General features: G+C 69.5%; 18 protein-coding genes. 3 read left to right on the top strand and 15 right to left on the bottom strand.

Annotated features, from left to right (window positions below; translation table 11 throughout):
* Nucleotides 1-22: 22 nt before the first annotated feature.
* The 4 genes from F4558_RS07775 to F4558_RS07760 are packed head-to-tail and all read right to left on the bottom strand — an operon-like array spanning nucleotide 23 to nucleotide 4325.
* Nucleotides 23-1177 (bottom strand): serine hydrolase domain-containing protein, encoded by a 1155-nt coding sequence (locus F4558_RS07775; RefSeq protein WP_167943650.1) that lies wholly within the window; start codon nucleotides 1175-1177, stop codon nucleotides 23-25.
* Between the two features lie 3 nt (nucleotides 1178-1180).
* Entirely contained in the window at nucleotides 1181-2005 is an 825-nt protein-coding gene (locus F4558_RS07770) for a carbohydrate ABC transporter permease (protein ID WP_053656785.1), read from the bottom strand.
* A complete protein-coding gene (locus F4558_RS07765; protein ID WP_053656783.1) occupies nucleotides 2002-2973 on the bottom strand; it encodes a carbohydrate ABC transporter permease in 972 nt (323 codons plus the stop codon). The genes F4558_RS07770 and F4558_RS07765 overlap by 4 nt, the downstream gene beginning before the upstream one ends.
* Nucleotides 2970-4325, bottom strand: a complete 1356-nt coding sequence (locus tag F4558_RS07760) for an ABC transporter substrate-binding protein (RefSeq protein ID WP_209273218.1) — start codon at nucleotides 4323-4325, stop codon at nucleotides 2970-2972. The genes F4558_RS07765 and F4558_RS07760 overlap by 4 nt, the downstream gene beginning before the upstream one ends.
* 359 nt (nucleotides 4326-4684) lie before the next feature.
* Between F4558_RS07760 and F4558_RS07755 the strand changes: the two genes are divergently transcribed.
* Together F4558_RS07755 and F4558_RS07750 are read left to right on the top strand one after the other, a co-directional pair.
* On the top strand, nucleotides 4685-5710 hold the full coding sequence (locus F4558_RS07755; RefSeq protein WP_167943649.1) for a LacI family DNA-binding transcriptional regulator: 1026 nt from the start codon (nucleotides 4685-4687) through the stop codon (nucleotides 5708-5710).
* A gap of 32 nt (nucleotides 5711-5742) precedes the next feature.
* Nucleotides 5743-6735 (top strand): family 43 glycosylhydrolase, encoded by a 993-nt coding sequence (locus tag F4558_RS07750; protein WP_280845717.1) that lies wholly within the window; start codon nucleotides 5743-5745, stop codon nucleotides 6733-6735.
* A gap of 209 nt (nucleotides 6736-6944) precedes the next feature.
* Here the strand turns inward: F4558_RS07750 and F4558_RS07745 are convergent, their stop codons facing one another.
* The 7 genes from F4558_RS07745 to F4558_RS07715 form a co-directional block, all read right to left on the bottom strand.
* Entirely contained in the window at nucleotides 6945-8606 is a 1662-nt protein-coding gene (locus F4558_RS07745) for a glycoside hydrolase family 27 protein (RefSeq protein ID WP_167943647.1), read from the bottom strand.
* A 363-nt stretch (nucleotides 8607-8969) separates the two neighbouring features.
* The gene (locus F4558_RS07740; protein WP_312877288.1) at nucleotides 8970-11363 is read right to left on the bottom strand and encodes a ricin-type beta-trefoil lectin domain protein; all 2394 of its coding nucleotides are present in this window, start codon (nucleotides 11361-11363) and stop codon (nucleotides 8970-8972) included.
* A 47-nt stretch (nucleotides 11364-11410) separates the two neighbouring features.
* On the bottom strand, nucleotides 11411-12292 hold the full coding sequence (locus tag F4558_RS07735; RefSeq protein ID WP_167943645.1) for a sugar phosphate isomerase/epimerase family protein: 882 nt from the start codon (nucleotides 12290-12292) through the stop codon (nucleotides 11411-11413).
* Between the two features lie 6 nt (nucleotides 12293-12298).
* Entirely contained in the window at nucleotides 12299-13483 is a 1185-nt protein-coding gene (locus tag F4558_RS07730) for a substrate-binding domain-containing protein (protein WP_245241287.1), read from the bottom strand.
* Nucleotides 13484-13493: 10 nt separating this feature from the next.
* Complete coding sequence (locus tag F4558_RS07725; protein ID WP_312877287.1) at nucleotides 13494-14468, bottom strand: ABC transporter permease; 975 nt, start codon at nucleotides 14466-14468, stop codon at nucleotides 13494-13496.
* Nucleotides 14469-14470: 2 nt separating this feature from the next.
* Entirely contained in the window at nucleotides 14471-15445 is a 975-nt protein-coding gene (locus F4558_RS07720) for an ABC transporter permease (RefSeq protein ID WP_167943644.1), read from the bottom strand.
* 55 nt (nucleotides 15446-15500) lie between these two features.
* Nucleotides 15501-17012: a sugar ABC transporter ATP-binding protein gene (locus F4558_RS07715; RefSeq protein ID WP_167943643.1), complete on the bottom strand. Its 1512-nt coding sequence runs from the start codon at nucleotides 17010-17012 to the stop codon at nucleotides 15501-15503.
* 509 nt (nucleotides 17013-17521) lie between these two features.
* Between F4558_RS07715 and F4558_RS07710 the strand changes: the two genes are divergently transcribed.
* Nucleotides 17522-21070, top strand: a complete 3549-nt coding sequence (locus tag F4558_RS07710; RefSeq protein ID WP_167943642.1) for a ThuA domain-containing protein — start codon at nucleotides 17522-17524, stop codon at nucleotides 21068-21070.
* A 46-nt stretch (nucleotides 21071-21116) separates the two neighbouring features.
* Here F4558_RS07710 and F4558_RS07705 read toward each other — a convergent pair whose 3' ends face one another.
* The 4 genes from F4558_RS07705 to F4558_RS07690 are packed head-to-tail and all read right to left on the bottom strand — an operon-like array spanning nucleotide 21117 to nucleotide 24761.
* A complete protein-coding gene (locus tag F4558_RS07705; RefSeq protein WP_053656765.1) occupies nucleotides 21117-22103 on the bottom strand; it encodes an aldo/keto reductase in 987 nt (328 codons plus the stop codon).
* Complete coding sequence (locus F4558_RS07700; RefSeq protein WP_167943641.1) at nucleotides 22100-22978, bottom strand: amidohydrolase family protein; 879 nt, start codon at nucleotides 22976-22978, stop codon at nucleotides 22100-22102. The genes F4558_RS07705 and F4558_RS07700 overlap by 4 nt, the downstream gene beginning before the upstream one ends.
* Nucleotides 22975-23736, bottom strand: coding sequence for an SDR family oxidoreductase (locus tag F4558_RS07695; RefSeq protein WP_167943640.1), 762 nt, complete (start codon nucleotides 23734-23736; stop codon nucleotides 22975-22977). Before F4558_RS07695 ends, F4558_RS07700 begins: the two co-directional genes overlap by 4 nt.
* Entirely contained in the window at nucleotides 23733-24761 is a 1029-nt protein-coding gene (locus F4558_RS07690) for a zinc-dependent alcohol dehydrogenase (protein ID WP_167943639.1), read from the bottom strand. The genes F4558_RS07695 and F4558_RS07690 overlap by 4 nt, the downstream gene beginning before the upstream one ends.
* Nucleotides 24762-24894 lie beyond the last annotated feature (133 nt).

The raw sequence follows: 24894 nt of genomic DNA, 5'->3' as shown, positions 1-24894 counted from the left end.
TCGTGTCGACGCGCGGATCGGGTCAGGCCGGAAGGCAGGAGCGGACGGCGGCGGTCAGCCGGTTGGCGCGCTCGTCGCCCGCCCCGTACATCTGGTTGACCACGTAGCCAAAACCCACAGCGTGCCGCGCGTCGCCGAAGGCGAGGTTCCCACCGGCGCCGTCGTGACCGAAGCTGCTCGCGCCGAGCAGCGGCCGGGCCGGCGGCGAGTCCAGCAGGAAGCCGGTCCCCCACCGCTGACCGGTGTCCGGTGGGCCGTGCCGCTGCTGGCCGCGAGAGCGGACGACGACCGCGTCGTCCACGGACGCGGCACTCAGCAGCGGCCCGCCCCTGATGTCGGACACGCAGGCCGCGTAGAGGCGAGCGAGGCCCTCGGCGGTGCTCACCGCGCCCGCCCCCGGAATTCCGGCGGCCTGGATGGCGGGGTCGTTGAAGCTGACCAGGCCGTCGGCGTCGGCGGGAAAGGCGAAGGCACCGCCCATTGTGATGCCGCGCTCGGCCACGGGGTCGACGAACGGATCGGCCTCCGGCGGTGGGGCCAGGTTCCGGGCGACGGTGTCGCGTTCGGACGCGGGAAGCCCCAGCCAGGTACGCAGCGCCAGCGGCTCGGCGACGGCGTCGCGGAAGAACGCGCCGGGCAGTTGCCCCGTGACGCGGTGGATCACCTCGCCGACGAGCCAGCCGTACGTCATCGCGTGGTAGCTGTGTGCCGTGCCGGGCTGCCACAGCGGGGCCTGCGCCTCGATCGCCTTGATGACCGGATCCCACGCGAGGATCTCGTCGAGGGTCAGCGCACGGTCCAGGGCCGGCAGCCCGACCTGGTGGGTGAGCAGCCAGCGCACCGGAACGTGGTCCTTGCCGTGCTGGCCGAACTCCGGCCAGTAGCGCGTCACGGGCGCGTCGAGGTCCAGCCGCCCCTGCTGCGCCAGGAGGTAGGCGCAGATCGCCAGGATCCCCTTGGTGCAGGAGAACACGACGACGGGTGTGTCCGCCTCCCACTGCCGCCCGGTGCGGGTGTCGGCCAGCCCGCCGTACAGGTCGACGACCTTGCGTCCCCGCACGTAGAGCGTGACCGCGGCGCCCACCTCGCCCCGGGAGGCGAAGTTGTCGCGGAAGACGTCGGCGACGCGCCCGTAGCCGTCGTCGGCGTCGCCGTGGATCTGCGGCTGCGTGGCCACTGCCTATCCCTTCACTGAGCCCTGGATCAGGGCCTTGATGAACTGTCGCTGGAAGATCAGGAACACGATGAGGGTAGGGGTGAGGATGAGCAGCGAGCCAGCGCACAGCAGCACCAGGTCGGTGCCCCACTGGCCCTGGAACGCACCCAGAGCCCCGGCCATCGTGCGTTTCGTGGCGTCGTCGACGAGGACGATGGCGAGCAGGAACTGGTTCCACGTCCAGAGGAACATCAGGATCGTCAGCGAGGCGATTGCCGGCCGGGCGAGCGGCACCTGGACCCGCCAGAACAGCTGCCACGTGCTGGCGCCGTCCACCTTCGCCGCCTCGGACAACTCGACAGGCACGTTCGTGAAGTGCGCGCGCATCCAGAACACGGCGAACGGCATGTACAGGCCGATCAGCGGCAGGATGATCGCCCACCGGGTGTTGAGCAGACCGAGGTCCTGCATCTGGTAGTAGAGCGGGGTGACCACGGCCTCGAAGGGCAGTGTCAGACCGAGCAGGAACAGCCCGAAGACGAACCGGCCGCCGGGCACCCGCAGCTGGCCGAGCCCGAACCCGGCCATGGTGGCGATGAGCACCGACACCGGCACGACACCGGCCACGATGAGCAGGCTGGAGCGCAGCAGAGCGCCCATGTTGGCGGCGGTGAAGGCGTCGGCGAAGTTGCCCCACTGCGGGTCCGACGGCCATGCCAGGCCGCTGGGCACGGTGCCGCGCGGCTGCAACGCCGCCGACAGCATGCTCACGAACGGCAGCAGGGTGACCAGGACAAGGGCGATCAGGAACAGCCGGCCTGTCAGTTGTTCACGTCGGCTCAGGTTCACGGCTTCTCCCCCCGGGTCAGTCGCTGGATCGGCAGCACGAAGGCCAGCACCAGCACCATCAGCACGACCGCCAGCGCCGAGGCCAACCCGACCTGACGCTGCGAGAAGGCGAGGCGGTAGATCTCCAGACCGGGAACCGTGGTTTGCAGGCCGGGGCCACCGCTTGTGGAGATGTAGACGATGTCGAAGCTGGCGAGCGCGGCGATGATCGTCACGGTGAGGCAGACGCCGATCTCCTGCCGCAGGCTGGGCAGGGTCACCGCGAGGAACTCCCGTACCGGCCCGGCGCCGTCGAGGCGGGCTGCCTCGTAGAGCGCAGGATCGATCTTGCTCATGCCGGTCACAAGCAGGATGGTGCAGAGACCGAGCAGGACCCAGGCGCCGATCACGCCCACGGCCGGCAGCGCCGTGTCGAAGTCACCGAGCCAGGCGCGGGCGAGGCCGCCCAGACCGACCGCGCGCAGCACCTGGTTGATCAGGCCGTTCGACGACAGAAGCCAGCTCCACGCGATGCCTGCCGCCACGAGTGGGATGACCTGTGGCAGGAAGAGGATCGTCCGGACCACGGTCCCGAACGCTCCGGTGGTGATCCGGCGAACCACGCTCGCCACCAGCAGCCCGAGCGCCACCGGAATGAAACTGAAGAAGACGATCAGGATGATCGCGTTACCGATGATCTTCAGCAGGTCGCTGTCGGTGAACACCGTGAGGTAGTTGTCCAGACCCGCCCAGCGGGCCACGCCGATCCCGTTCCACTCGTACAGCGAGTACTGGACGGTCAGGGCGAGGGGGCGGAGGACGAATATCGCGTACATCACCAGGGCGGGCAGGACGTACAACCAGCCAGTCCCGGCCGCGCGGGCCCACCGACGTCGGTGGGCCCGCGTGGACGAGGGGTGGGCGGGACGATCCGGCGACGACACCGTGTCGTCCCGCCCGGTTGGTGCGCTGCCGAGGGCAGACGTCATCGGGACAGTTCCTTCTCGTACTCGGCCTGGACCGCCTTCACGTACCCCTCGGGCGTCTGCTGGCCGGCGATCAGCTTCTGCATCTCGGGGGTGATCGCGGCGGCGAAGATGCCGCCCGTCGCGTTCGCGGTGAAGTCGACAGCGCCGTTCTCGGCACCGAGCTGCTGGGACGCCTTGAGCGTCTCGGCCAGGACGGTGTTCGGGGCGGCGGCCGGCACCGGCAGGTCGCTCGGGCCGCCGGGGCTGGAACCGCCGACCGTCACCGCGATCTCGCGGGCCTTGGCGTTGGTGTGGGCCCAGTTCAGGAAGTACGCGGCGGCGTCAGCGTTCTTGGCCTTTGCGGAGACGCCGAAGGTGTTCGGGGCGGACATCGCCACGTGCTTGCCACCTGCGGATTCGGCGGGGAACAGGAAGAAGCCGACGTTGCCCGGCATCGCCTTGTCCAGGTTGGCCGACTCCCAGTCACCGTTGAACATGAACAGGCCGTTGCCCTTCTGGAACTCCCCCACCATCGCCGCGTAGTCCACGGCGTTGGCGTCCTTCGGGAAGTAGCCGGCCTGGGCCCACTTCTGGATGGTCTGGGTGGCCTTCAGCGCGGCCGGGGTGTCGAAGGTGGCCCCCGGCTTCTGGAAGATCCAGTCAGCGACCTGCGTCGGGTCGCCGAACTGGTTCTGCAGCGCCTGGTGCGGGAAGTTGATACCCGCGGTGTTCTTGTTGAACTGCATGATCGGCTGAACGCCGCCGGCCTTCGCCTTGGCCAGCAGCTCCTCGAACTCGGCAACGGTGGCCGGCGGTTGGGTCATGCCGACCTGCTGGGCCAGCTTCTTGTTGTAGAACACGCCGGTGACGCTGTAACCCAGCCCCATCCCGTACAGCGACCCGTTGCCCCGGATGTTCTCCCCGACGCGCAACTGCATCAGCTGCGATGCCGGGAACTTGTCCCAGCCGTACGCGGTGAAGTAGGGGTCCAGGTTCTTGAGCAGGTTGTCCTTCACCAGGTCGACCATCGTGGGCAGCCGGATGATGTCGGGCGAGTTGTCCGAGGCCATCACCCGCGGCGCGTTCTCCACGATCACAGTGAACTGGTCCTCGCGGATGTTGAACGTGACGTTCGGGTGCTGCTTGGAGAACTCGTCGGCGAGTGCCTTGGCCAGCGGGAAGCCGGTCTCCGCGTACATCTCCAGGGTGATCGGGTCGGCGCCCAGTTCCGTCTTGACGGCGGCGTCGGGCTCTGCGTTCGACGACCGGTCGGTGCCCGGCGCGCTACAGGCCGTCGCGGCCAGCCCGACGGCCAGCAGCGGCGCGAGGAGCAGCGCTCGACGTCGCGACAAATTTGTCAGCAATACTGCCATTTTATGACTCCTTGATTCCTCCGCGCGTCCCGCGACCATGGCTGCGGGACGGCTCCACCGGGACCGCCACAGCCGGAGCACCGACACGACGCGCACGTCGCGACCGGTCGCACCGCAGCAGCACGCGTACCGTCACCAATGACCCTCAGCGCGGCGACCAGAGCACGCAAAAGGTGGTCGCTAAACTGATTTAGCAGAGCATGCGCGTGAGGCGAGAAGCTGTCAAGGACCACCCTGCAACGGTCTGGAAACGTCGAGTTCACACCACTGCGGGCGGAACCGGGGCTGGCCCTCGGACGACGACGCATCATGATGGGCGGGAGCGGTGTCCGTGGCGCCGCGCCTGATTCGGAGGACTGATGGGCCGCAACAGAGCAACCCTGGCCGACGTCGCGCGGCGAGCAGGGCTGTCCAAGACCGCCGCGTCGATGGTGCTCAACGGCCGGGAGGGCACCCGGCTGTCGGCCGAGGCACACCAGCGGGTGTTCGCCGCCGCCGAGGAACTCGGCTACCGGCCCAACCTCGCCGCGCGCAGCCTGCGCACCCGCAAGACGGCCACCATCGCCTTCGTCTCCGACATCGTCGCCACCACCCGCTTCGCCGGTGGCCTCATCCGCGGCGCCCTGGACGCCGCCCGGGAGCGGGACCACGTACTGCTCATCACCGAGACGCAGGGCGACGCCACATTCGAGCAGTACGCCATCGAGGCCATGCTCGACCGGCAGGTCGACGGGGTGATCTACGCAGCGATGGCGACCCGACGACTCACGGTGCCGCAGGCCATCCTCGGCGGGCCGGTGGTGCTGCTCAACGCCACAAGCTCCGACACCCTGCCGAGCGTGCTTCCCGACGACGAGCGGGCTGGCCACGCCGTGGCCACCGCCCTGCTGGAGCACGGGCACCGCGACGCGATCGCACTCATCGGGCGCAACCGGCTCAAGGAGGGCGACCCCGAGGTGTCCCTCGCGGCCCGGGCGCGTCTGCGCGGCATCCACCAGGCGCTCGGCGACGCTGGCGTCACGCTGCTGGCCGAGTGCTTCTGCACCGACTGGCTGCCCGAGCACGGCTACGCCGCCATGCGCGGGCTCCTCAACAGGCAGCAGCGACCCAGCGCGGTGATCTGCATGAACGACCGGCTGGCGTTCGGCGCGTACCAGGCGCTCGGCGAGGCAGGGCTTACCGTTCCCGACGACATGTCGGTGATCTCGTTCGACGACGACCCGATCGCTGCCTGGCTGCGCCCCGGCCTCGCCACCACCGCACTGCCCCACGAGCAGATGGGGCGACGCGCGGTCGAGCTGCTGCTTGACGGCGGGGCCGCCGAGCCGACGCTGGTCCCGATGCCCCTGCGTCGCCGCAAGTCGCTCGCGCCTCCCGCCGGGTAGCTCCCGCCACGGCCGTCACGTCGGGTTACGGGCTGTTCCAGCTAAAACGGTTTAGTGCTAGGTTTCCGGCCATGCTTCGTCTAGCCGACCACTGGGTGTGGGACAGCTGGTACGCGCAGGACGACACCGGCCTCTGGCACATGTTCTTCCTGCGCGCGTCCCGCGCCCTGCACGACCCGCACCGCCGCCACCACCGCGCCACGATCGGCCACGCCGTTTCGACGGACCTGCGCTCCTGGCGCCTCGTCGCCGACGCCGTGGTGCCCGCCGACGCCCCCGCGTGGGACGACCTGGCGACGTGGACCGGGTGCACGGTCCGCGGCCCGGACGGGCGGTGGTATCTGTACTACACCGGCGTGAGTCGTGCTGAGAACGGCCTCGTCCAGCGCATCGGCCTTGCCGTCTCCGACGACCTGACCACCTGGCACCGGCACGGCACCGACCCGATCGTGCAGGCCCATCCGACCTGGTACGAACTGCTCGACCGGGACCTCTGGTACGAGCAGGCGTGGCGCGACCCGTGGGTGTTCCCCGATCCCGACGGCGAGGGCTGGCACATGCTCATCACGGCACGCGCCAACACCGGGGCGGCAGACGCCCGGGGAGTCGTCGGTCACGCTACCTCCCCCGACCTGGTCACCTGGACGGTCCAGCCACCACTGTCGGCTCCGGCCGGGTTCGGCCACCTGGAGGTCCCCCAGGTCGCGGTCGTGGACGGGCAGCCCCTGCTGCTCTTCTCCACCGACGCCACCTCCAGCGCCCGCAGCGACGACCACCGGATCTGGGTGGTCCCCGGCGCGAGCGTCAGCGGCCCGTGGGACGTCGCGTCCGCCCAGCCGTTCGCGCACCCACACCTGTACGCGCCCCGCCTGGTGCCCGGACCCGCTGGCACGTGGTCGCTCATCGGGTTCCTCGACCACGTCGACGGGACGTTCGTCGGTGAGATCACCGACCCTGTTCCGGTGCGCTACCGCGCGTCGACCGGACTGATCGGGGACCCGGTGGGAGCGGCAGCGACGGGCTGACGTCAGCGCCCTGTGTCGCCGGGCGGATCGGCAGGCCGGCTCCTGGTCGGCGCGACCGATCACGCACCGCACCGGAGCGTGATTCCGCTCTGGCGTCCTGATGCCAGAGCGGAATCACGCCCATGGAGGTACCCGGCCGCCTTCGCAGCGGCCCCCGAGCGGTGGCGCGGGGACGCCCGCGCCACTGCTCGGATCGGCGGATCACTCGTCTAGCGCTGGGTCCAGCGCTGGTTGGCCGCCCCCGTGCACGACCAGAGGATCACCGGGGTGCCGTTGGCGGTTGCGTTGTTGTTCACGTCGAGGCACAGGCCCGACTGAGCGCCGCTGATCGTGCCGTTGGCGTTGACGGTCCAGCGCTGGTTGGCGCCGCCGTTGCAGTCCCAGATCTGGACCTTCGCGCCCGCCGTGGCGTTCAGCGGCGCGTCCAGGCACTTGCCGAGCGACTGCAGGGTCTGGCCGTTCGCCGTCCAGCGTTGATTGGCCGCACCGTTGCAGTCCCAGATCACCGGCTGGGTGCCGTTCGCGGTGTTGCTGTTCGGGACGTCCAGGCACCGACCCGAGGCGGCGCTGGCGAACGCGCTCGACGTCGTCGGCGGCGGAGTCGTGGGCGGCGGAGTTGTGGTGCCACCGCCACTGACCCGGTACACAACGGTGCCGTGGGCCGGGACGCTCGCGGAGATGGTGCCGGTGCTGCTGCTTGTCGAGTTGCTCCAGGCGTCCACGAGCGTGAAGGAGCTGCCGGACTTGCCAATGGCGGCAGCCGTCGTGGAAATCGTCGTCGTCGAGCCGCCCTGGTTGAAGAGGGCGACCGCCACATCACCGTTTGCCAGCGGCTTGGCGAGCACCCGACGGGTGCCGTCGAACGAGACCTGCGTGGCCTGCAGGGCGAGCGAGTCCTGGTTGATGGCGATCAGGTTGCGGTTGGTCAGGATGGTCAGGGTCGCCGACGACATGGAGCGGACGTCGTTGCCGGCGATCAGCGGCGACGCCATGACCGCCCACATCGCGAAGTGGCTGCGCATCTCGGTGTCGTTCATGCCGCCCCGGCCGACCTCCATCATGTCCGGGTCGGTGAACCCGCCGGGCCGGGCGTACCGGGCCAGGGGAACGTTCACGTTGATGATGTTCTGGATCCCCATCGGGTAACCGTTGGTCTGGCCGGTGTCCCACGCGTTGGTGATGTCCTCGGTGGTCCGCCACATGTTTGACACGTCGCTCCAGTCGCGCAGCGGACCGGTCTTGGCGTGGATGCTGTTGGGGTTGATGCTGTAGACGATCGGCCGGCCGGTCGCGGCCAGCGCGTCGCGCATCTTCGCGAACGTGGCCACCTGCTCGTCGATGCTGCCGTTCGGCGAGCACCAGTCGTACTTGAGGAAGTCGACGCCCCAGGCGGCGAACTGCCGGGCGTCCTGGACCTCGTGGCCCCGGCTGCCCGTCGCTCCCGGGTAGGCGCCGAAGTACTGGGCGCAGGTCTTGTCGACAGGCACCTGGTAGAGGCCGAACTTCAGGCCACGGGCATGCAGGTAGTCACCGAGCGCCTTCATCCCGCTGGGGAAGCGCGTCGGGTCGCCCTGGATGTTGCCGGAGCTGTCGCGATTGGGGTTGAACCAGCAGTCGTCCACCACTACGTACTCGTAGCCGAGGTCGCGCATCCCGCTGCTGACGATGGCGTCGGCCGTCTGCCGGATCAGCGCCTCGTTGATGTTGCAGCCGAACGAGTTCCAGCTGTTCCAGCCCATCGGTGGGGTCCGGGCCACGCCGTTCTCCAGCGCCTGGGCCATCGGGACGCGGATGCCGACCAGGACGGCGGCGAGCAGCAGCGCGGCCGCCGCTGCCCGCCCCCATCGGCGGGGTGTGTTGATTCGCTTCATACGCAGGCCATCCTTTCGGTGATGTCGTCCACCACGGACGGATGCCGGGCGAGGTGAACGGCCGTGCTGTTAGCGTTAACAGAAGTCCAGGCCATGTTACGGAGACGTTTCGAGGAATTCAACTACTTCCATATGTTGCGAACCCGCCCTCGGTGGATGGCCGCCGACCAGGCTCGACCGCAGGACGCGGTCCTGGGCACGGCGAGACACACCGACTGACTCACTCCCTGGGGATTAGCGCTAACACCACTACCCACAATGGCGACCGTCGATCGAGCGGGACGGGACGGCACCGAGGGCGCTCGCCGTCGCGCGGTGCGCCCCGGCCGACCGTCGGCGACGGCCGGCCGGGGCGAGCCGGAATCAGCTCCGCAGCTGCCACTGCTGGTTCGTGCCGCCGTTGCACGACCAGAGGATGAGCTTGGTGCCGTTCGCCGTCGCGGCGCCGTTGGCGTCCAGGCAGAGGCCCGACTGCACGCCGGTGATCGTGCCGTTGGCGTTGATGGTCCACTGCTGGTTGGCCTGCCCGTTGCAGTCCCAGATCACCACGGCGGTCCCGTTGCTGGTCCCCTGGCCGGTGGCGTCGAGGCACTTGCTGCCGTACACCATCAGTTGCCGGCTCGCGGTGGCCGTCCACCGTTGGTTGGTGGCCCCGACGCAGTCCCACAGTTGGGCCTGCGTGCCGTTTGTGGTGCTGGACCCGCCGATCTCGGCGCACCGTCCGGACTGCACACCCACGATCTGCACGTTCTGCGGGTTGGTACCGCCGCCACTCTGGACGCCGGCATTGTTGATCACCGTCTGCGCCCCCGACGGCCAGTTGCCGCCGGAGACCGTGACGTTGCCGGAGACGACGTTGCCCCGATCACCGTTCGTCACGTTCGTGCTGTTGTTCGTCGCCCAGTTGTTGGTGACGGTGAAGTTGCCCATGTTCTCCGCGTACCAGTAGTTGGCGGTGGCCCAGGTACCGGTGGAGGAGAACACGTTGTTGCGGGCGGTGTAGTAGCGCGAGCCCTCATCGAAGTAGAGGCCGAACCAGCCATTGGTCCGCAGGCAGTAGTTCTCGTTGATGGTGCCGCCCTGGTTCGCCGAGAGCGTGTAGATGCACCCACCGTCGGTCATCTGCTGCATGACGTCGTGTACGTAGTTGCCGATGACCTGGTTGTTGGCGGCGGTGGTGGCCGTCGTGTACCGCGGCTGGTAGTTGTACAGGCCACGGTTGGCGTAGTGCTGGCTGCCGCCCGCGTCGTTGGCACCCCAGCCGTAACCGACCGACAGACCGGTGTACGGCATGTTGTAGACCTCGTTGTGCGAGATCAGCGCGGTGTTCACGTAGGTGGTCAGGATCGAGACCACGCCCCGGTACTCCAGGCCGAGGTCGTGCACCCGGTTGTTGCTGATGGTGATGTTGCGGTTGACCATCCGCTGGTCACCCGGGTGGTGGGCGTCGGCGCGTACGCCGCCGACCACGATGCCGCCTGCGGAGTTGCGGGCGATCTCGGAGCGGGTGACGGTGATGTTGCTGGCACCCAGGCCGACGCCGCTGGCGTGGGCGTTGGCGTCGTTGCCGATGCCGATGGCCGTCTGCCCCAGGTTGACGAACTGGGAGTCGCTGAAGGTGATCGTGTTCGCCGCCGAGACCTGTACGGCGGCGGGCATCTGGTTCCAGTTCGGCCGGGTGGCCTCGAACTGCGGGCAGCCGGCCTGGCAGGAGGTCAGCGCGTCCGACGGCCGAGCCCAGGTGCCGGTGATGTGCGCGCCGGTCTGCTGGTCGGCGAAGCCGTTGCTGCTGCTCGGGCCGAGCCAGCTGGTGCCGGTGAAGGTGATGCCGCTGAACGAGATGTGGTGCGCGGGCGCGTCGTAGGTGCCGCCGACGTTCACCAGGGACTGCAACTGCGGCAGCTCCACGGCGACGCTTGACATGTTCTGCCCCGCGAGAGGGATGTAGTTGAGCTGGCCGCTGCCCGGATTGAGATACCACTCGCCCGGGGAGTCGAGGAACTCGTACGCGTTGGCCAGGTAGAACGGACCGGCCCGGTGCGGGCTGGACAGGGTGTCGAAGCCGAACGTGTTGTTGTTCCAGGCGGGCTGCTGCATCGTCAGGACGTTGCCGCTGATGCTCTGCACCGGCGAGTAGCGGTCGGTGAACGAGCCGACGCTCTCCACCTCGACGCGGCTCTGGTTGCCGAGGTTGTTGAGGTAGCTCAACGCGCTGTTGCTGAACCGCATGCCGGTGGTGGTGAACGTGAAGTCGGCCCGGTTGACGGCGGTACGCGCGCGAGTGGCGACGGCGCCGTTGACGTAGAGCTGACGGCTGTCGAGCCCGGCGGGGACGCTGGCCCGCCAGATGTTGCGACCGGCGTCGACGAGCGACCAGCCGGTGACCGCCCGGGCGCCGCTGATCGTCGGGCGGGCCGCGGGTGCGGCACGCCAGATCACCTGGTAGCCGTTGGTGCCGGAGTCGGCGGCGGTGAGTCGCAACGGCGACGAGAGCCGGTAGATCCCGTCGGCCAGTTCCACGACGATGTCACCGGACATCGCGCTGACGCGGCTGCGTACCGCGGTCTGTGCGGCGGTCACCGAGCACGGTTGGGTGGCGGAGCAGGTGGTGCCGGTGCCGGTGGGGGATGCGTAGAGGGTGGTGGTGGCGGCGAGGGCCGGGGACGCCGAGGCGGCCACGGCGGCCACTGTGGCCAGCGCTGTAGCGGCGGCGCCAGCCAGGATTCGGCGCAGCGGCGGACTGGAGGAGAGGAGCACGGGACGGTCTCCTGACATGAGGGGGTATGGGGAGGTGTCGGATCGCCTCAACCGGGCGGGGTCGGGGTGCGGTGGGGGTCGCCGAGGATCGTCCGGAGATGGCGCAGGCCATCAGTGGCGAGACGGTCCTGGGATGGGGCCAACGGACGCCAGATCGAGGCGGCGGTGGCGATTGTCGCGTTCTGTGCCGTGAACGACTCGATGCAGACCGCGCCTCGGTAGCCGGTGGCCCGCAGGGTGGTGAAGAAGCGGGGCCAGTCGAAGTGGTCAGCGCCGGGGGCGCCGCGATCGGTGCCGCTGACCTGGACGTGTTTGACGTACGGGCCGGCGGCGGCGAGGGCGGCGTAGGGGTCCGCCTCCTCGATGTTCATGTGGTAGGTATCGATCATGATGCCGACGCTCGGGGGGAGGCCGTCGATCAGCTCGATGGTCTGCTCGACGGTGTTGACGACACTCGTCTCGTAGCGGTTCAACGCCTCCACCCCGATGCTCACCCCGGACTCGCCGGCCCGGTCGGCCACCGGCGCCAGGGCACGCCGGAACTGGGCGTAGCACTCCGTGCGGGCCGCCGGCGACATCCGCCACGTGCGGCCGACCGATGCGTACACCGGACCGCCGACGCACGGAGCGCCGACGGCAGCCGCGCTCGCCACACATCCCAGCAGGTACGCCACCGTCGACTCCACGACGGCCGGAGCGGCGTCCACCAGATCCCGGCCGGGCGGAGTGACCGCGCAGACACCGGCCGCCGCCAGGCCGTGCGCGGCAAGCAGATCCCGTGTACGGACCGGATCCCAGTCGCCGGGCTGCTCGATCGGCAGCTCCACCGCGTCGAACCCGAACGAGGCGATCCGCGGGATCAGCTCGGCAAGGGCCGCATCGTCGACCGGCGAGGCCCACACCCAGGGATTGACGCCGACGGCGTACATCGACTGCTACTTCCAGCGCTGCGGATAGCCGGGCAGGTCGGTGCAGCCGCACATGGCGTAGTGCAGCGGCGGCATGCTCGTGTCGAGGTACCGGTCGAGGTTGTCCTGCGTGATCGTCGGCTGCGGCAGCTTCCACGGGCTCGACACCTGCTTGCCGTCGAGGATGTTCAGCGCGGCGATGACCGGCGTACGCCACTGGTACGTCGGGTAGGTCGGCGCGATGGCCGTGAGGTTCTTGTCCTTCCACAGCTTCAGGAAGTCGAGCTGGTCCTCACCGTTCATCGGCGGTACGGGCTTGCCCGCGTCCTGGAACGCCTCGACCGCCGCGACGGCGACCGCACCGGCGTCCATCCAGACGCCGTCGATCGTGCCGTACCGCTGGATGTAGTCGTTGACGATCTTCTTGGTCTTGGCGGGGTCGCCGTCGGTGAACTCGACGCCCACGACGTCGACCTTCGCCTTGTCCAGGGCGATCTTCGCGGCGGACCAGCGGGTCTCCAGCACGTCGACACCGGGCAGGATGCGCAGGGCCAACAGCTTGCCGCCGGGCTTCATCTTCTGACTGACGAACTCGGCGCCGACGTGACCGAAGCCGTAGCCGCCCACCGGGTTGATGAAGGTCACCGGGCAGGTGGTGTTGACCCCGCGGTCGAAGACGATCACCGGCAGGCCGGCCTTGCAGGCGGCCTCGACGGCCGGCGTGAGCGTGGCGGTGGTGTTCGGCGAGACGATCAGCGCGTCGCACTTCTTGCCGAGCAGGTCGTTGATGTCCGCAATCTGCTTCTGGTCCTTGCCTTCGGCGTCCACGTGCACGAACTCGCTGATCCGGCTGCGCTGCGCGTCGACCTCGGCAAGCATGGTCTTGAAACCAACCTGCCGCCAGGGGTTGTTCAGCGCCGCGTTCGAGAAACAGATCTTGTGCGGGCCGTTCTTCTTGAACTTCGCGGTGTCCACCATCTTCGGGTTGAGCACCTGCTCCCACGGCTTGTCGGCCGGCCCGGTCGGGGCGACGTCGAGCAACGCCAACTCGTTGTCGTAGTCGGCCTGCACGAAGAACTTCGACTGCTCCCCCGTGCCCGCCCCCTCGGCGGCAGAGGCGGTGGCCGACGGGGACGCGGCCGGCTCGTCGGTGGCGCAGCCGGCAAGCACCAGCAGGCTCACCGCAGCAAGGGCGGTCATGGTACGTCTCATCGAGTCTCCTTTATCTGGAGGAAGAACGCAGGGCCGAGACCGCCACGGCAAGCAGGATGATCGCGCCCTGGACGGTTGATCTGAGGGCGCCGGAGACGCCTGTGAAGTTCATGAGCGCGAAGAGCGTCTCGAGGGTCAACGCGCCGAGCATGGCGCCGACGACCGAGCCGCGACCGCCGCCGAGCACGACCCCGCCGAGCACGACGGCCGTGATCGCCCCGAACTCCAGGCCGACGCCGGCCTGGAACGACACGCCGCTGTAGCCGCCGAGCAGGATCGCCGCGACCGCCGCCACGAGGCCACTGAGCATGAACGCGATCGTCTTGGTGCGCCCGACCCGTACACCGCTCAGCTCGGCGGTGCGCGGGTTGTCGCCGACGGCGACAAGCGTGCGGCCGAAGTCGGAGCGCATCAGCAGCACGGCGAGCACGGCCACGGCCACCAGGACGAGCAGGGCGTACGGGATCCGGCCCAGCAGCGGCACGTCCTCGATGGCCCGCCGGCCGAAGCGGCGGAACTCCTCGGAGAGACCGCCCTTGGGTGCGCCGTCGGACCACAGGTACACAGCGCCGACGAGGATCAGGAACATGCCGAGGGTGGTGATGAACGACGGCACTCGCAGCACGGTGGTGACCAGGCCGTTGACCAGCCCGACGAGCGCACCGCCGACGAGCAGCAGCACGACCACCGGCCAGGTACGGGACGGCTCGCTGTCGATGAGCCGGGCGGCGACGACTACCTGCGCCGTGACCAGGGACCCGACGGACAGGTCGAACTCCCCGCAGACGATCACGAAGTACTGACCGGCGGCCAGCAGGATGATCGGCGCCGACCGGCCGAGGAACGACATCAGTGACGGCGGCGCGAGGAAGTCGGGCTGCACCGCAGCGACGAGGATCAGCAGCACCGCGAGGATCGCGGAGATCGGCACGACCCCGTCGGTGCGGATCCGCAGTGGCAGTGCACGGCGCTCGGCGATCCGCACGGCTAGGACCCCGCCTTTCGGAGAGCACGTCGGGCGTAGACGGCGACCGCCGCGATGATGATGACGCCCCGGATCACCTGCTTGAAGAAGGCGTCGACCTCAAGTTGGTTGAAAATGGCGTCGATGCTGGCGAGCAGCAGCACACCGCCGACAGTGCCGAGGACACCGCCACGCCCGCCGGCCAGAGCCGTGCCGCCGAGCACCACGGCCGCGATCGACTCCAGGTCGTAGAGGCCCTCGGTGCCGACCCTCGGTGCGCCCGAGCCGAGCCGGCTCGCGAGGTAGATCCCTGCCAGGCCGGCGCACAGCGAACACAGCACATGGGCGGTGACGAGGACACGGTCGTTGCGGACACCGGACAGCCGGGCCACCTCCGGGTCGCCGCCCACGGCGACCAGGTGATGACCGAAGCGGGTACGCGTGAGCGCGAACCACACCGCCCCGGTCACGACGAGCAGGAGCAGGAACGACACCGGCACCGGCCCCACGCGCTGGTAACCGAGCGTTCGCACGAGCGCCGGCGCGGTCTCGCCCGCCGGCCCGTCGTAACCGTTGTCGAGGTAACCCTTGAGCAGCAACCCGACGCCGAGGGTCGCGATGAACGCGTTGATCCGCAGCTTCGTGACAAGCAGCCCGTTGAGCAGCCCGACAGCGGCGCTGACAGCGAGCGCCAGCCCGATCGCCGGAAGCACCGCGCCGTCGCTGCCGCTCATCGCCTCCGCACCGACGAGGGTGCTCAGGCTGATCACGTACGCCACCGAGAGGTCGAGCGAACCGCCGAGGATGACAAGGGTCTGGCCGACGGCGACAAGCCCCAGGCCGGCGGCGACGTGCAACAGGCTCACAGTGGTCGACGGATTGAAGAGCTGACCGCCGTCGGCAAGGACGACCAACCAGCCGATCACGAGGGTGAGGGCGAGCGCCACGAACACACCCGGAACGGGACGCCGAGCCGGCAGGAGCGAGAGGGCGCTCACTGGACCACCTCGGCTCGCGACTGCGGGGCTCGCAAACCCGGCTCACTCCTCGCGCTCACTGGACCACCTCGGCGACGGTGCCCACCGCGAGGGCCACGACGTCCTCCTCTGTCGCACCGGCGGGCAACTCGCCCGCTACGCGGCCGTCCCGCAGGACGATGATCCGGTCGCTCATGCCGAGCAGCTCGGGCAGCTCCGACGAGATCATCAGGACGGCGGCGCCGTCGCGGGCGAGACTGCGCACGAGGTCGTGGATGGCCGACTTCGCGCCGACGTCGATGCCCCGGGTCGGTTCGTCGAACAGCAGGATCCGGGGGTCGATCGCGAGCCAGCGGGCCAGGACGACCTTCTGCTGGTTGCCGCCGGAGAGGAACCTGATCTCCTGGTCGTCGCCGGCCGAGCGGACCTGGACGGCGGCGAGCAACTCACGGACCTTGATCGTCCGTGCGGCACGACCGGATCGGGTCGCGAAGACGGCCCGGCTGGCCAGCAACGCGTTGTCCAGCACCGACTGCCGGGCGACGATCCCCTCCCCCTTGCGGTCCTCGGTGACGTAGGCGATGCCCGCCCGCATCGCGGCGCGCGCCGAGCGCAGCCGGACCGGTCGGCCGTCGAGCGTGACCTCGCCGCTGGTGAACGGGGCCACCCCGAACAGCGCGCGGGCCAGCGCCGACCGCCCGGAGCCCTGCAATCCACCGACGCCGAGGACCTCGCCGGCACGCAGGTCGAGGGTCACGCCCCGCAGCTTCCGGTTTCCCGCGTCGCGGACGGTCAGCCGGACCTCGCCGACGTCCTCGGGGTCGGCCCGGGCCGGGTAGTAGCTGGACAGCTCCCGGCCGACCATGTGCCGCACCAGCTCGTCAGCGGTGGTGGCTGCGGTGTCCACAGTGGTGACGCGACGGCCGTCCTTGAGGACCGTGATCCGGCTGGACAGGTCGAAGACCTCGGTGAGCCGGTGCGAGACGTACAGCAGGCCGATGCCCCGCTCCTGGAGCCGGCGCACCAGCCCGTAGAGCAACTCGACCTCGTGGTCGGCCAGGGCCGCCGTCGGCTCGTCCATGATGAGCAGCCGCGCGTCCAGGGCGAGGGCCTTGGCGATCTCGACGACCTGCTGTTGGGCGACACCGAGCCGCCCCACAGGGGCGTCGGCCGGCAACGTGGTCTCCCCGATGGAGGCGAGCAGTCGCCTGGTGCGGTCGAGCATCTCGCGGCGATCGACAAGCCCACGGCGGGTCGGCTCGTGCCCGAGGTAGACGTTCTCGGCGACCGTCCGCTCCGGCAACAGGTTGAACTCCTGGTGGATGATGCCGACGCCGGCCCGCTGCGCGTCGCGCGGGCCACGGAAGGCGCGTGACTGGCCGTCGAACTCGACGGCGCCCTCGTCCGGGGCGTACGCGCCAGAGACGATCTTCATGAGGGTCGACTTGCCAGCGCCGTTCTCGCCGACGACGGCGTGCACCTCGCCGGGCGCGACATCGAGGTCGACACCGTCGAGGACGCGGACCCCGAGGAACGATTTGCCGATGCCTCGCAGCGCGAGCAGCGGCGCCGGCCGTGGGTCTGACATCCCGGGAGCCCTTTACAGATAGTAGTCATCGGCAGGATCGGAGGCCGTTCGGCGCACGAGCACGACGCACTTTCACAGCCCGCCGCGGTCCCTTACGTTTTTATGGTGCAAACATTTCCTTGACATCGACGAAACATCACACGTATGAAGATAGATGTTTGGATGCGACGGCGCAATCCTCGATCCACAGCCGCAGCCACCGCTCACCCCCCGAATCGCCAGCGACGTCGACACGTGGGCGTCGGACTCGCTCATCCCACCGTCCGACAAGATCGGATGTTCCCGATTTATTGACATATGTCGATGCTTAGCTCATCCTGACGTCGACACCCGCAGGACGACTACACCGCCCATCTCACGCTGTGTGACGTTCCGCGGACCTGACTGCCGTTTCGGCGGACGGCACGAAGACCGACCAGCACTCGTGCACACACGTGTCCAGACACAACCTGACGCGCTGTCCGGCACGTGGTCGCACACCCCGTTGCCCGCCCGACCTAGGAGACGGCATGCGTCGCAAGACATTGATCATGGGCATGATCGCCAGCCTGATGCTGGTGCTCGGCCTCGCCCCGCCAGCGTCGGCGGCCCCGGCCTTCCGCGCCCTGTTGTTCACAAAGACCGCCGGTTACCGGCACGACTCGATCCCCGCCGGGATCAGCATGTTCCAGCAGCAGGCGGCCGCCAACAACTTCGAACTGGTGCAGACCGAGGACGCGAGCGTCTTCACGCCCGCCAACCTGGCCACGTTCGACGTCGTCATCATGTTCCAGACCTCGGGGATGGTCTGGACCTCGGCCGCCCAACGCCAGGCCATCGAGGGCTACCTCGCCAGCGGCAAGGGCATCGTCGGCGTCCACAACGCCACCGACATGGGCATCGAGGCCGAGTACCCGTGGTGGGACCAGACCGTCAACGGCGGCGCCCACATGCCTGAGCACTCCCCCGGCGTGCTGCCCGGCACCGCCATCGTCGCCGACAAGCAGCACCCGTCGACGGTCGGCCTGCCGGATCGCTGGAACCGCAGCGAGGAGTGGTACAACTTCGACACCAACCCGCGCGGCAACGTGCACGTCCTGGTGACCGCCGACGAGCGCACGTACAACCCGGGTTCCCGCGCGATGGGCCCGGACCACCCGATCTCCTGGTGCCGCAACGCCGGCGGCGGGCGTGTGTGGGCCACCGCGATGGGCCACGCCAGCGAGTCCTACAGCGAGACGAACTTCCGCAACCACGTCCTCGGTGGCGTGAAGTGGGCCGCCGGCAACCTGCCCGGCGACTGCGGCGGAACCGTCTGGGGCAACTTCGAGAAGCGCACCCTCGACGACAACACCGTCGACCCCATGGCCATGGCCGTGGCACCGGACGGCCGCGTCATCTACGTCCAGCGCGGCGGTCAGGTGAAGATCTTCAAGCCGTCCACGAACAGCACAGTTACCGCGGGGACGCTGAGCGTCTACACCGGAGGCGAGGACGGGCTCACCGGCATGGCGTTGGACCCCAACTTCGCCAGCAACGGGTACGTGTACCTGTACCACTCACCGGCGAGCAGCAGCACAGACGTCAACCGCGTCTCCCGCTACACGCTCACCGGCGACACATTGAACCTGTCCAGTGAGGCGCGGATCATCGACATCCCCGCGTACCGGGACCGCACCTTCCCCGAACCCGGCCACACGGGTGGCTACATCGAGTTCGGTCCGGACGGCAACCTCTACATCGGCACCGGCGATGACACGCCGCCGAACCTGGACCCCAACTGGCAGGGCTACGCTCCGCTGGACTGGCGCTCGGGCAAGTCCAACCTCGACGCGGCCCGCACCGCCGGCAACACCAACGACCTGCGCGGCAAGCTGCTGCGTATCCGCCCGCAGGCCAGCGGCGGTTACACGATCCCCACTGGCAACCTCTACGCCCAGGGCACCGCGCAGACCAAGCCGGAAATCTACGCGATGGGCTTCCGCAACCCGTTCCGCTTCTCGATCGACGCGGCCACCGGCTGGGTCTACCTGGCCGACTACGGGCCGGACCGCAACCCGCCCACCACCAACCGCGGCCCCGAGGGCCTGGTCGAACTCAACGTGATCAAGGCGCCCGGCAACTACGGCTGGCCGTTCTGCCACGGCGACAACCAGCCGTACGCGCCGTTCAACCCGGACACCGGCGTGGTCGGCGCGAAGTTCAACTGCTCCGCGCCTGTGAACAACTCGCCGAACAACACCGGCCTGACCAGCCTACGGCCCGTCGTCGCCCCCAACCTCTGGTACGGCTACGGCACCTCGCCGACCTTCCCTGAGCTCGGCTCGGGCGGCTCCGCACCGATGGGCGGCCCGGTCTACCGCTACGACGCGGCGAACCCGTCCGCCACGAAGTTCCCGCCCTACTACGACGGCGTGCACTTCTTCTACGAGTGGTCGCGCAGCTACATCAAGGAGGTGCACTTCGACTCCGCCACGGCGGTGACGCGCACCAACCCGTTCCTGCCGACTGCCCGGTTCAACAAGCCGATGGACATGGAGTTCGGCAAGGACGGGTCGCTCTACCTGCTGGAGTGGGGCACCAACTTCGGCGGCGGCAACAGCGACTCCGGGCTCTACCGGATCGACTACATCCAGGGCGGCCGGTCGCCGATCGCCAAGGCCACCGGTACGCCCACAAGCGGTAGCGCGCCGCTCACCGTCCAGTTCAGCAGCGCCGGCACGGCCGACCCGGACCCGGGCAACACGCTCAGCTACCAGTGGACGTTCGGCGACGGCACCACGTCCACGGCGGCGAACCCGTCGAAGGTGTACACCTCCAACGGCAACTACACGGCGCAGTTGAAGGTCACCGACAACACAGGTAAGACGGGCTTCGCCAACGTCCAGATCACCGTCGGCAACAGCGCTCCGGTGGTCACCATCACCACCCCGCCCAACGGAGGCATGCTCACCTTCGGCGACAAGGTGTCGTACCAGATCACCGTCACCGATCCCGACGGCGGAACTGTCGACTGCTCGAAGGTGGTCCTCAACCCGGCGCTCGGTCACGACGACCACGCCCACGAGACCACCGAGTATCCGGGTTGTTCGGGCACCATCTCCACCGACCTGCTCGGTGGGCACCCCGATGGCGCCAACTTGTTCTACGTGCTGAACGCCAGGTACACCGACAACGGCGGCGCGGGAGGCGCGGCCCCGCTCACCGGCACCGCGCAGGTGATCCTGCAACCCAAGCACAAGCAGGCCGAGTACTACAGCAGCCAGTCCGGTGTCCGGGTCGTCGAGCAGTCCGCCGCGGAGAGCGGCAAGCGTGTCGGCGACATCTCCAACAACGACTGGATCGCGTTCAACCCGATGAGCCTGTCGGGTATCACGAACGTCAGCTACCGGCTGTCGTCGCCGTCCGGTGGCGGCACCATCGAGCTGCGCGCCGGCTCGCCCACCGGCACGCTGCTGGCCACGACGACGGTGCCCAGCACCGGCGGCTGGGACAACTACCAGTCCACGGCTCCGGTGAGCGTCGCCGCCCTCGGCGGCACACAGACGCTCTACATGGTGTTCAAGGGCAGCGGCAACAACTGGTTCGATCTCGACGCGTACACCTTCGGAGGTGCCGGTGTCGGCGTTCCCGGCAGCGGCACCGGCGTGGCGGGAAAGACCTGGACGCTCACCGCGCAGCACAGCGGCAAGCTGATGGACGTCAGCGGCGTCTCCACCGCCGACGGCGCTCAGATCACCCAGTGGGCGGCCACCGGTGGCAACAACCAGAAGTGGCAGGCCGTCGACGCCGGGAGCGGCGCCGTCTATCTGAAGGCGGTGCACAGCGGTAAGTGCCTCGACATCGTCGGCGGGTCCACCGCACAGGGCGCTTTCCTGCAACAGAGCACGTGCTCGAACGCCAATCAGCAGAAGTTCCTCGTCACGGCCACGGCCACCACAGGTGTCTACACGGTCAAGAGCGTGCCGAGCGGGCTCTGCGTCGACGTGAACGGCGCTTCCACTGCCGACGGGGCGCGGCTGCTCCAGTGGGGTTGCCACACCGCCGCCAACCAGCAGTGGCGGTTCACAGCGGTATAACGGCCGGCGCCGGCCACCCGATCCTCGGGTGGCCGGCGCACCGTCGTCAGCTAAGTGTCGACGTCCCGAGCAGCCCGGCCGCGCGCAACGCCGGCCAGAGCTCGTTCGGGACGTCGGCCTCGGACCGGCGCAGGGTCTCGGTCACCTGGGCCACGTCGCGCAGGCCGACGACGGTCGAGACGACGGCCTGGTGCTGGCGGACGTACGCCAGTGCCGCCTGCGGCAGGGTCACGCCGTAGGCCTCGCACACGTCGGCGATCTGCCGGGCACGCTCGATCAGCTCCGGCGGGGCCTGCTCATAGTTGTAGACAGCGTCGGCCGGCGGCCGGTCGCGGGCCAGCAGCCCCGAGTTGTAGACCCCGGCGATCACCACGCCGACCCCGCAGGCCTGCGCGGCGGGCAGGAGGTCGGCAAGCGCGCCCTGCTCCAGCAGTGTGTACCGGCCGGCGCACATCATGACGTCGACATCGGTCTCCTCGACGAACCGGGCAAGCATCGCCGACTGGTTCATGCCCGCGCCGATCGCGCCGATGACGCCCTCGTCGCGCAGCCGGACCAGCGCCGGAACGGCCTCGGTGACCGCCTGCTCCCAGTGCTCGTCGGGGTCGTGCAGGTAGACCACGTCGACCCGGTCCAGGCCGGTGCGCTCCAGGCTGGCCTCCAACGACCGGAGTACGCCGTCGCGGCTGAAGTCCCAGACCCGTCGGTGGTCGGCCGGCACGTCGAAGCCGTCGGCGTCCCGCTGGTGTGCGGTCTCCGGCGACGGGACGAGCAGCCGCCCCACCTTCGTCGACACCACGTACTCGTCGCGGGGGCGGGACCGCAGGGCAGCGCCGAGGCGCCGCTCGGACAGCCCGAGCCCGTAGTGCGGCGCGGTGTCGAAGTATCGGATGCCCGCCGCCCACGCAGCGTCCACGGCGGCGGCGAACTCGTCGTCGGAGGTCCCCCGGTACAGGTTGCCGCCCTGGGCGGCGCCGAAGCCGAGGGCGGTGAGGTGGACCGCCGGCCGGCGCGGCAGCGCCCGGGAGATCACGGCGCCCCCAGCCGGTAGGAGCGGCGGGCGGTGTCCCGCCAGATCGCCGCGCGCTCGGCGTCGCCGAGTGGTTCCAGTAGCTCGTCGAGCACCTCGACCCACCTGGTGTACGAGATGGCGAGCAGGCACACCGGCCAGTCGGAGCCGAACATGAGGCGGTCCGGGCCGAACAGGTCGAGGGCGTGCTCGACGGCGGGCCGCAGGTCCGCGGCCGACCAGGACGGCCCGTCCACCTCGGTCACGAGCCCGGAGAGCTTCGCCGTGACGTTCGGCTGGGCGGCCAGCGCCCGCAGGTCGTCGGGCCAGTCGCCGAGGCTCCGCTGCCCGAGCGCGGGTTTGCCGAGATGGTCGAGGACGAACGGCACCTCGGGCAGGTCGCGGACGAGCCGGATGGCCGCGGGCAGCTGGCGGTCGCGGACCAGCAGGTCGAAGGTGAGGTCGGCGGCGCCGACCGCCGCGATGCCCCGCCGGACGTCACGCCTGTCGAGGTACGCGGGGTCGGGCTCGGACTGGACCAGATCACGGATGCCGACCAGCCGCTGCCCGCCGCGTGCGGCACGGAGCCTGTCGATGCGCTCGTCGATGTCGTCGGCGCTGAGGTCGACCCAGCCGACGACACCGCCGATCAGGGGGTCGTCGGCAGCGACGCCCAGCAGGTGTTCGGTCTCGGCCACGGACGCGATGGACTGCACGACGACCGTTTCGGTGACTCCTGCGGCGCGTGCCACCGGGGCGAGGTCAGCCGCGGTGAAGTCGTTGTCGATAGCGGCCATCGTGTGCGGGTCGATCCACGGTTGCGGGTGCCGGGCGCGGATCCAGAGGTGGTGGTGTGCGTCGACGATGCCGGGTCGTCCGGCCAGCTGCGTCGCGATCATCGGCCGAGCCAGCCGCCGTCGACGGGCAGGACGGTGCCGTGCACGTAGTCCGAGGCCGGGGAGGCCAGGAAGACGACGGCGCCGGCCAGGTCGTCGGCCCGTCCCCACCGGCCGGCCGGGATCCGGCCCAGGATGGCCTCGTTGCGGTCGGGGTCGTCGCGCAGCGCCTGTGTGTTGTCGGTGGCGATGTAGCCGGGCGCGATGGCGTTGACGTTCACCCCACGACCCGCCCACTCGTTGGCAAGTGCCCTGGTCAGCCCGGCCAGGCCGGACTTCGCCGCGGTGTAGCTCGCCACGTTGATGCCGCCCTGGAAGCTGAGCAGCGAGGCGGTGAAAATGACCTTGCCGTGGCCCCTGTCGACCATCTGCCGACCGATCTCCCGGCTCAACACGAACTGACTGGACAGGTTCACCTGCACCACCCGATCCCACATCTCGTCGGGGTGATCCACCGCCGGCGCGCGGGCGATCGTCCCACCGTTGTTGACAAGGATGTCCACCGAGCCGAGCGCGGCGACGTCCTCGACCAGCCGGTAGACCGCCGCGCGGTCCCCCAGGTCCGTCCGGAAGCCGGTGAACCGGCGACCAGCGGCCCGGACCCGCTGCTCCACCGCACTGCCCTCGGACTCCAACTGCGCCGACACCCCGATGACGTCCGCACCGGCGAGCGCCAGGGCCTCCGCCATCGCCAGGCCGATGCCCCGCCGGGCGCCGGTCACCAGCGCGGTGCGTCCGGAAAGGTCGAACAACGCGCTCATCGGCCCTCCTCCCGCCAGTCCAGCAGCACCTTGAGGACGCCCCCGCCACCCTCCAGTGCCACGAACGCGTCGGTGACATCCTCGACCGGCAGCACCCGGGAGATCAGCTCCCGGGCCGGCACGACCCCCGCCGCGACGAGCCGGATCGCCTCGGCCACATCCGCACGCTGGTACAACCGCGCACCCACCAACTCCAACTCACGCCAGAAGAACCGGTGCAGATTCACCGGACGTGGCTGCGGGTGGATCGCCACCAGCACCAACCGGCCACGGGTCGTCAGCACGTCGACGGCAGTGCCGACCCCGCCGGCCGAGCCGGACACCTCGAACGCCACGTCCGCGCCCGCGCCGCCGGTCCGCTCGTTCACAAGCGCCACCACGTCGGTCGGCCCCGGATCGACGGCCTCGATCCCGATCCTGGCTGCCACCGACCGGCGGAAGCCGTCCGGCTCGACGAGCAGTACCTGCGCGCCACGGTCGCGGGCCACTGCGGCGATGAGCACTCCGACCGGCCCGCCACCCACCACCACTACCTGCTCGCCCGGCACGATCCGCCCACGGCCGACGTCGTGCACCGCCACCGCCACCGGCTCGACGAGTGCCGCGTGGTCAAGTGGAAGGTCGTCGGGGAGCGCAAGCACCAGATCCGCCGGGACCGTCCACGACGACTGCATGGCACCCGGCGAGTCGATGCCAAGGAAATCCATTGAATGACAGATGTGCGAGTCGCCCCGGCGGCACGCCGGGCAGCGCCCGCAGGCGCGCGTCGGCATCACAGTGACCGCCTGCCCGACCGACCAACCGGTCACACCCTCACCGATGGCGGCGATCCGGCCGGACATCTCGTGCCCGAGGACCGCCGAGGCGCCCACCCGCGCGTCCATGTCGCCGTGGAAGATGTGCAGGTCCGTGCCGCAGATCCCGGTGTACGCCACCTCGATCCGTACCTGCCCGGGACCTGGTGCCTGCGGGGCGTGATCCTCGATGGCGAGGTCCCGTGCCCCCCGGTAGACAACTGCCTTCACCGCTGCTCCGTCTCGACGTGGTGGGGTTCCGCCGCTGCGTACGGTCGGACGTCTGCTGTGTTGCCGCGCATCCGCGACCCGAGGATGCGGGCCCTGGTCGGGCTGGGTCGGTTCGGCCGGGTGGTCCCTGCCG

This window comes from Micromonospora profundi (assembly GCF_011927785.1).
Classification (GTDB): Bacteria; Actinomycetota; Actinomycetes; order Mycobacteriales; family Micromonosporaceae; genus Micromonospora; species Micromonospora profundi.
Note: the sequence above shows the minus strand (reverse complement) of the source record. Positions and strands in the feature narration are given on the sequence as shown.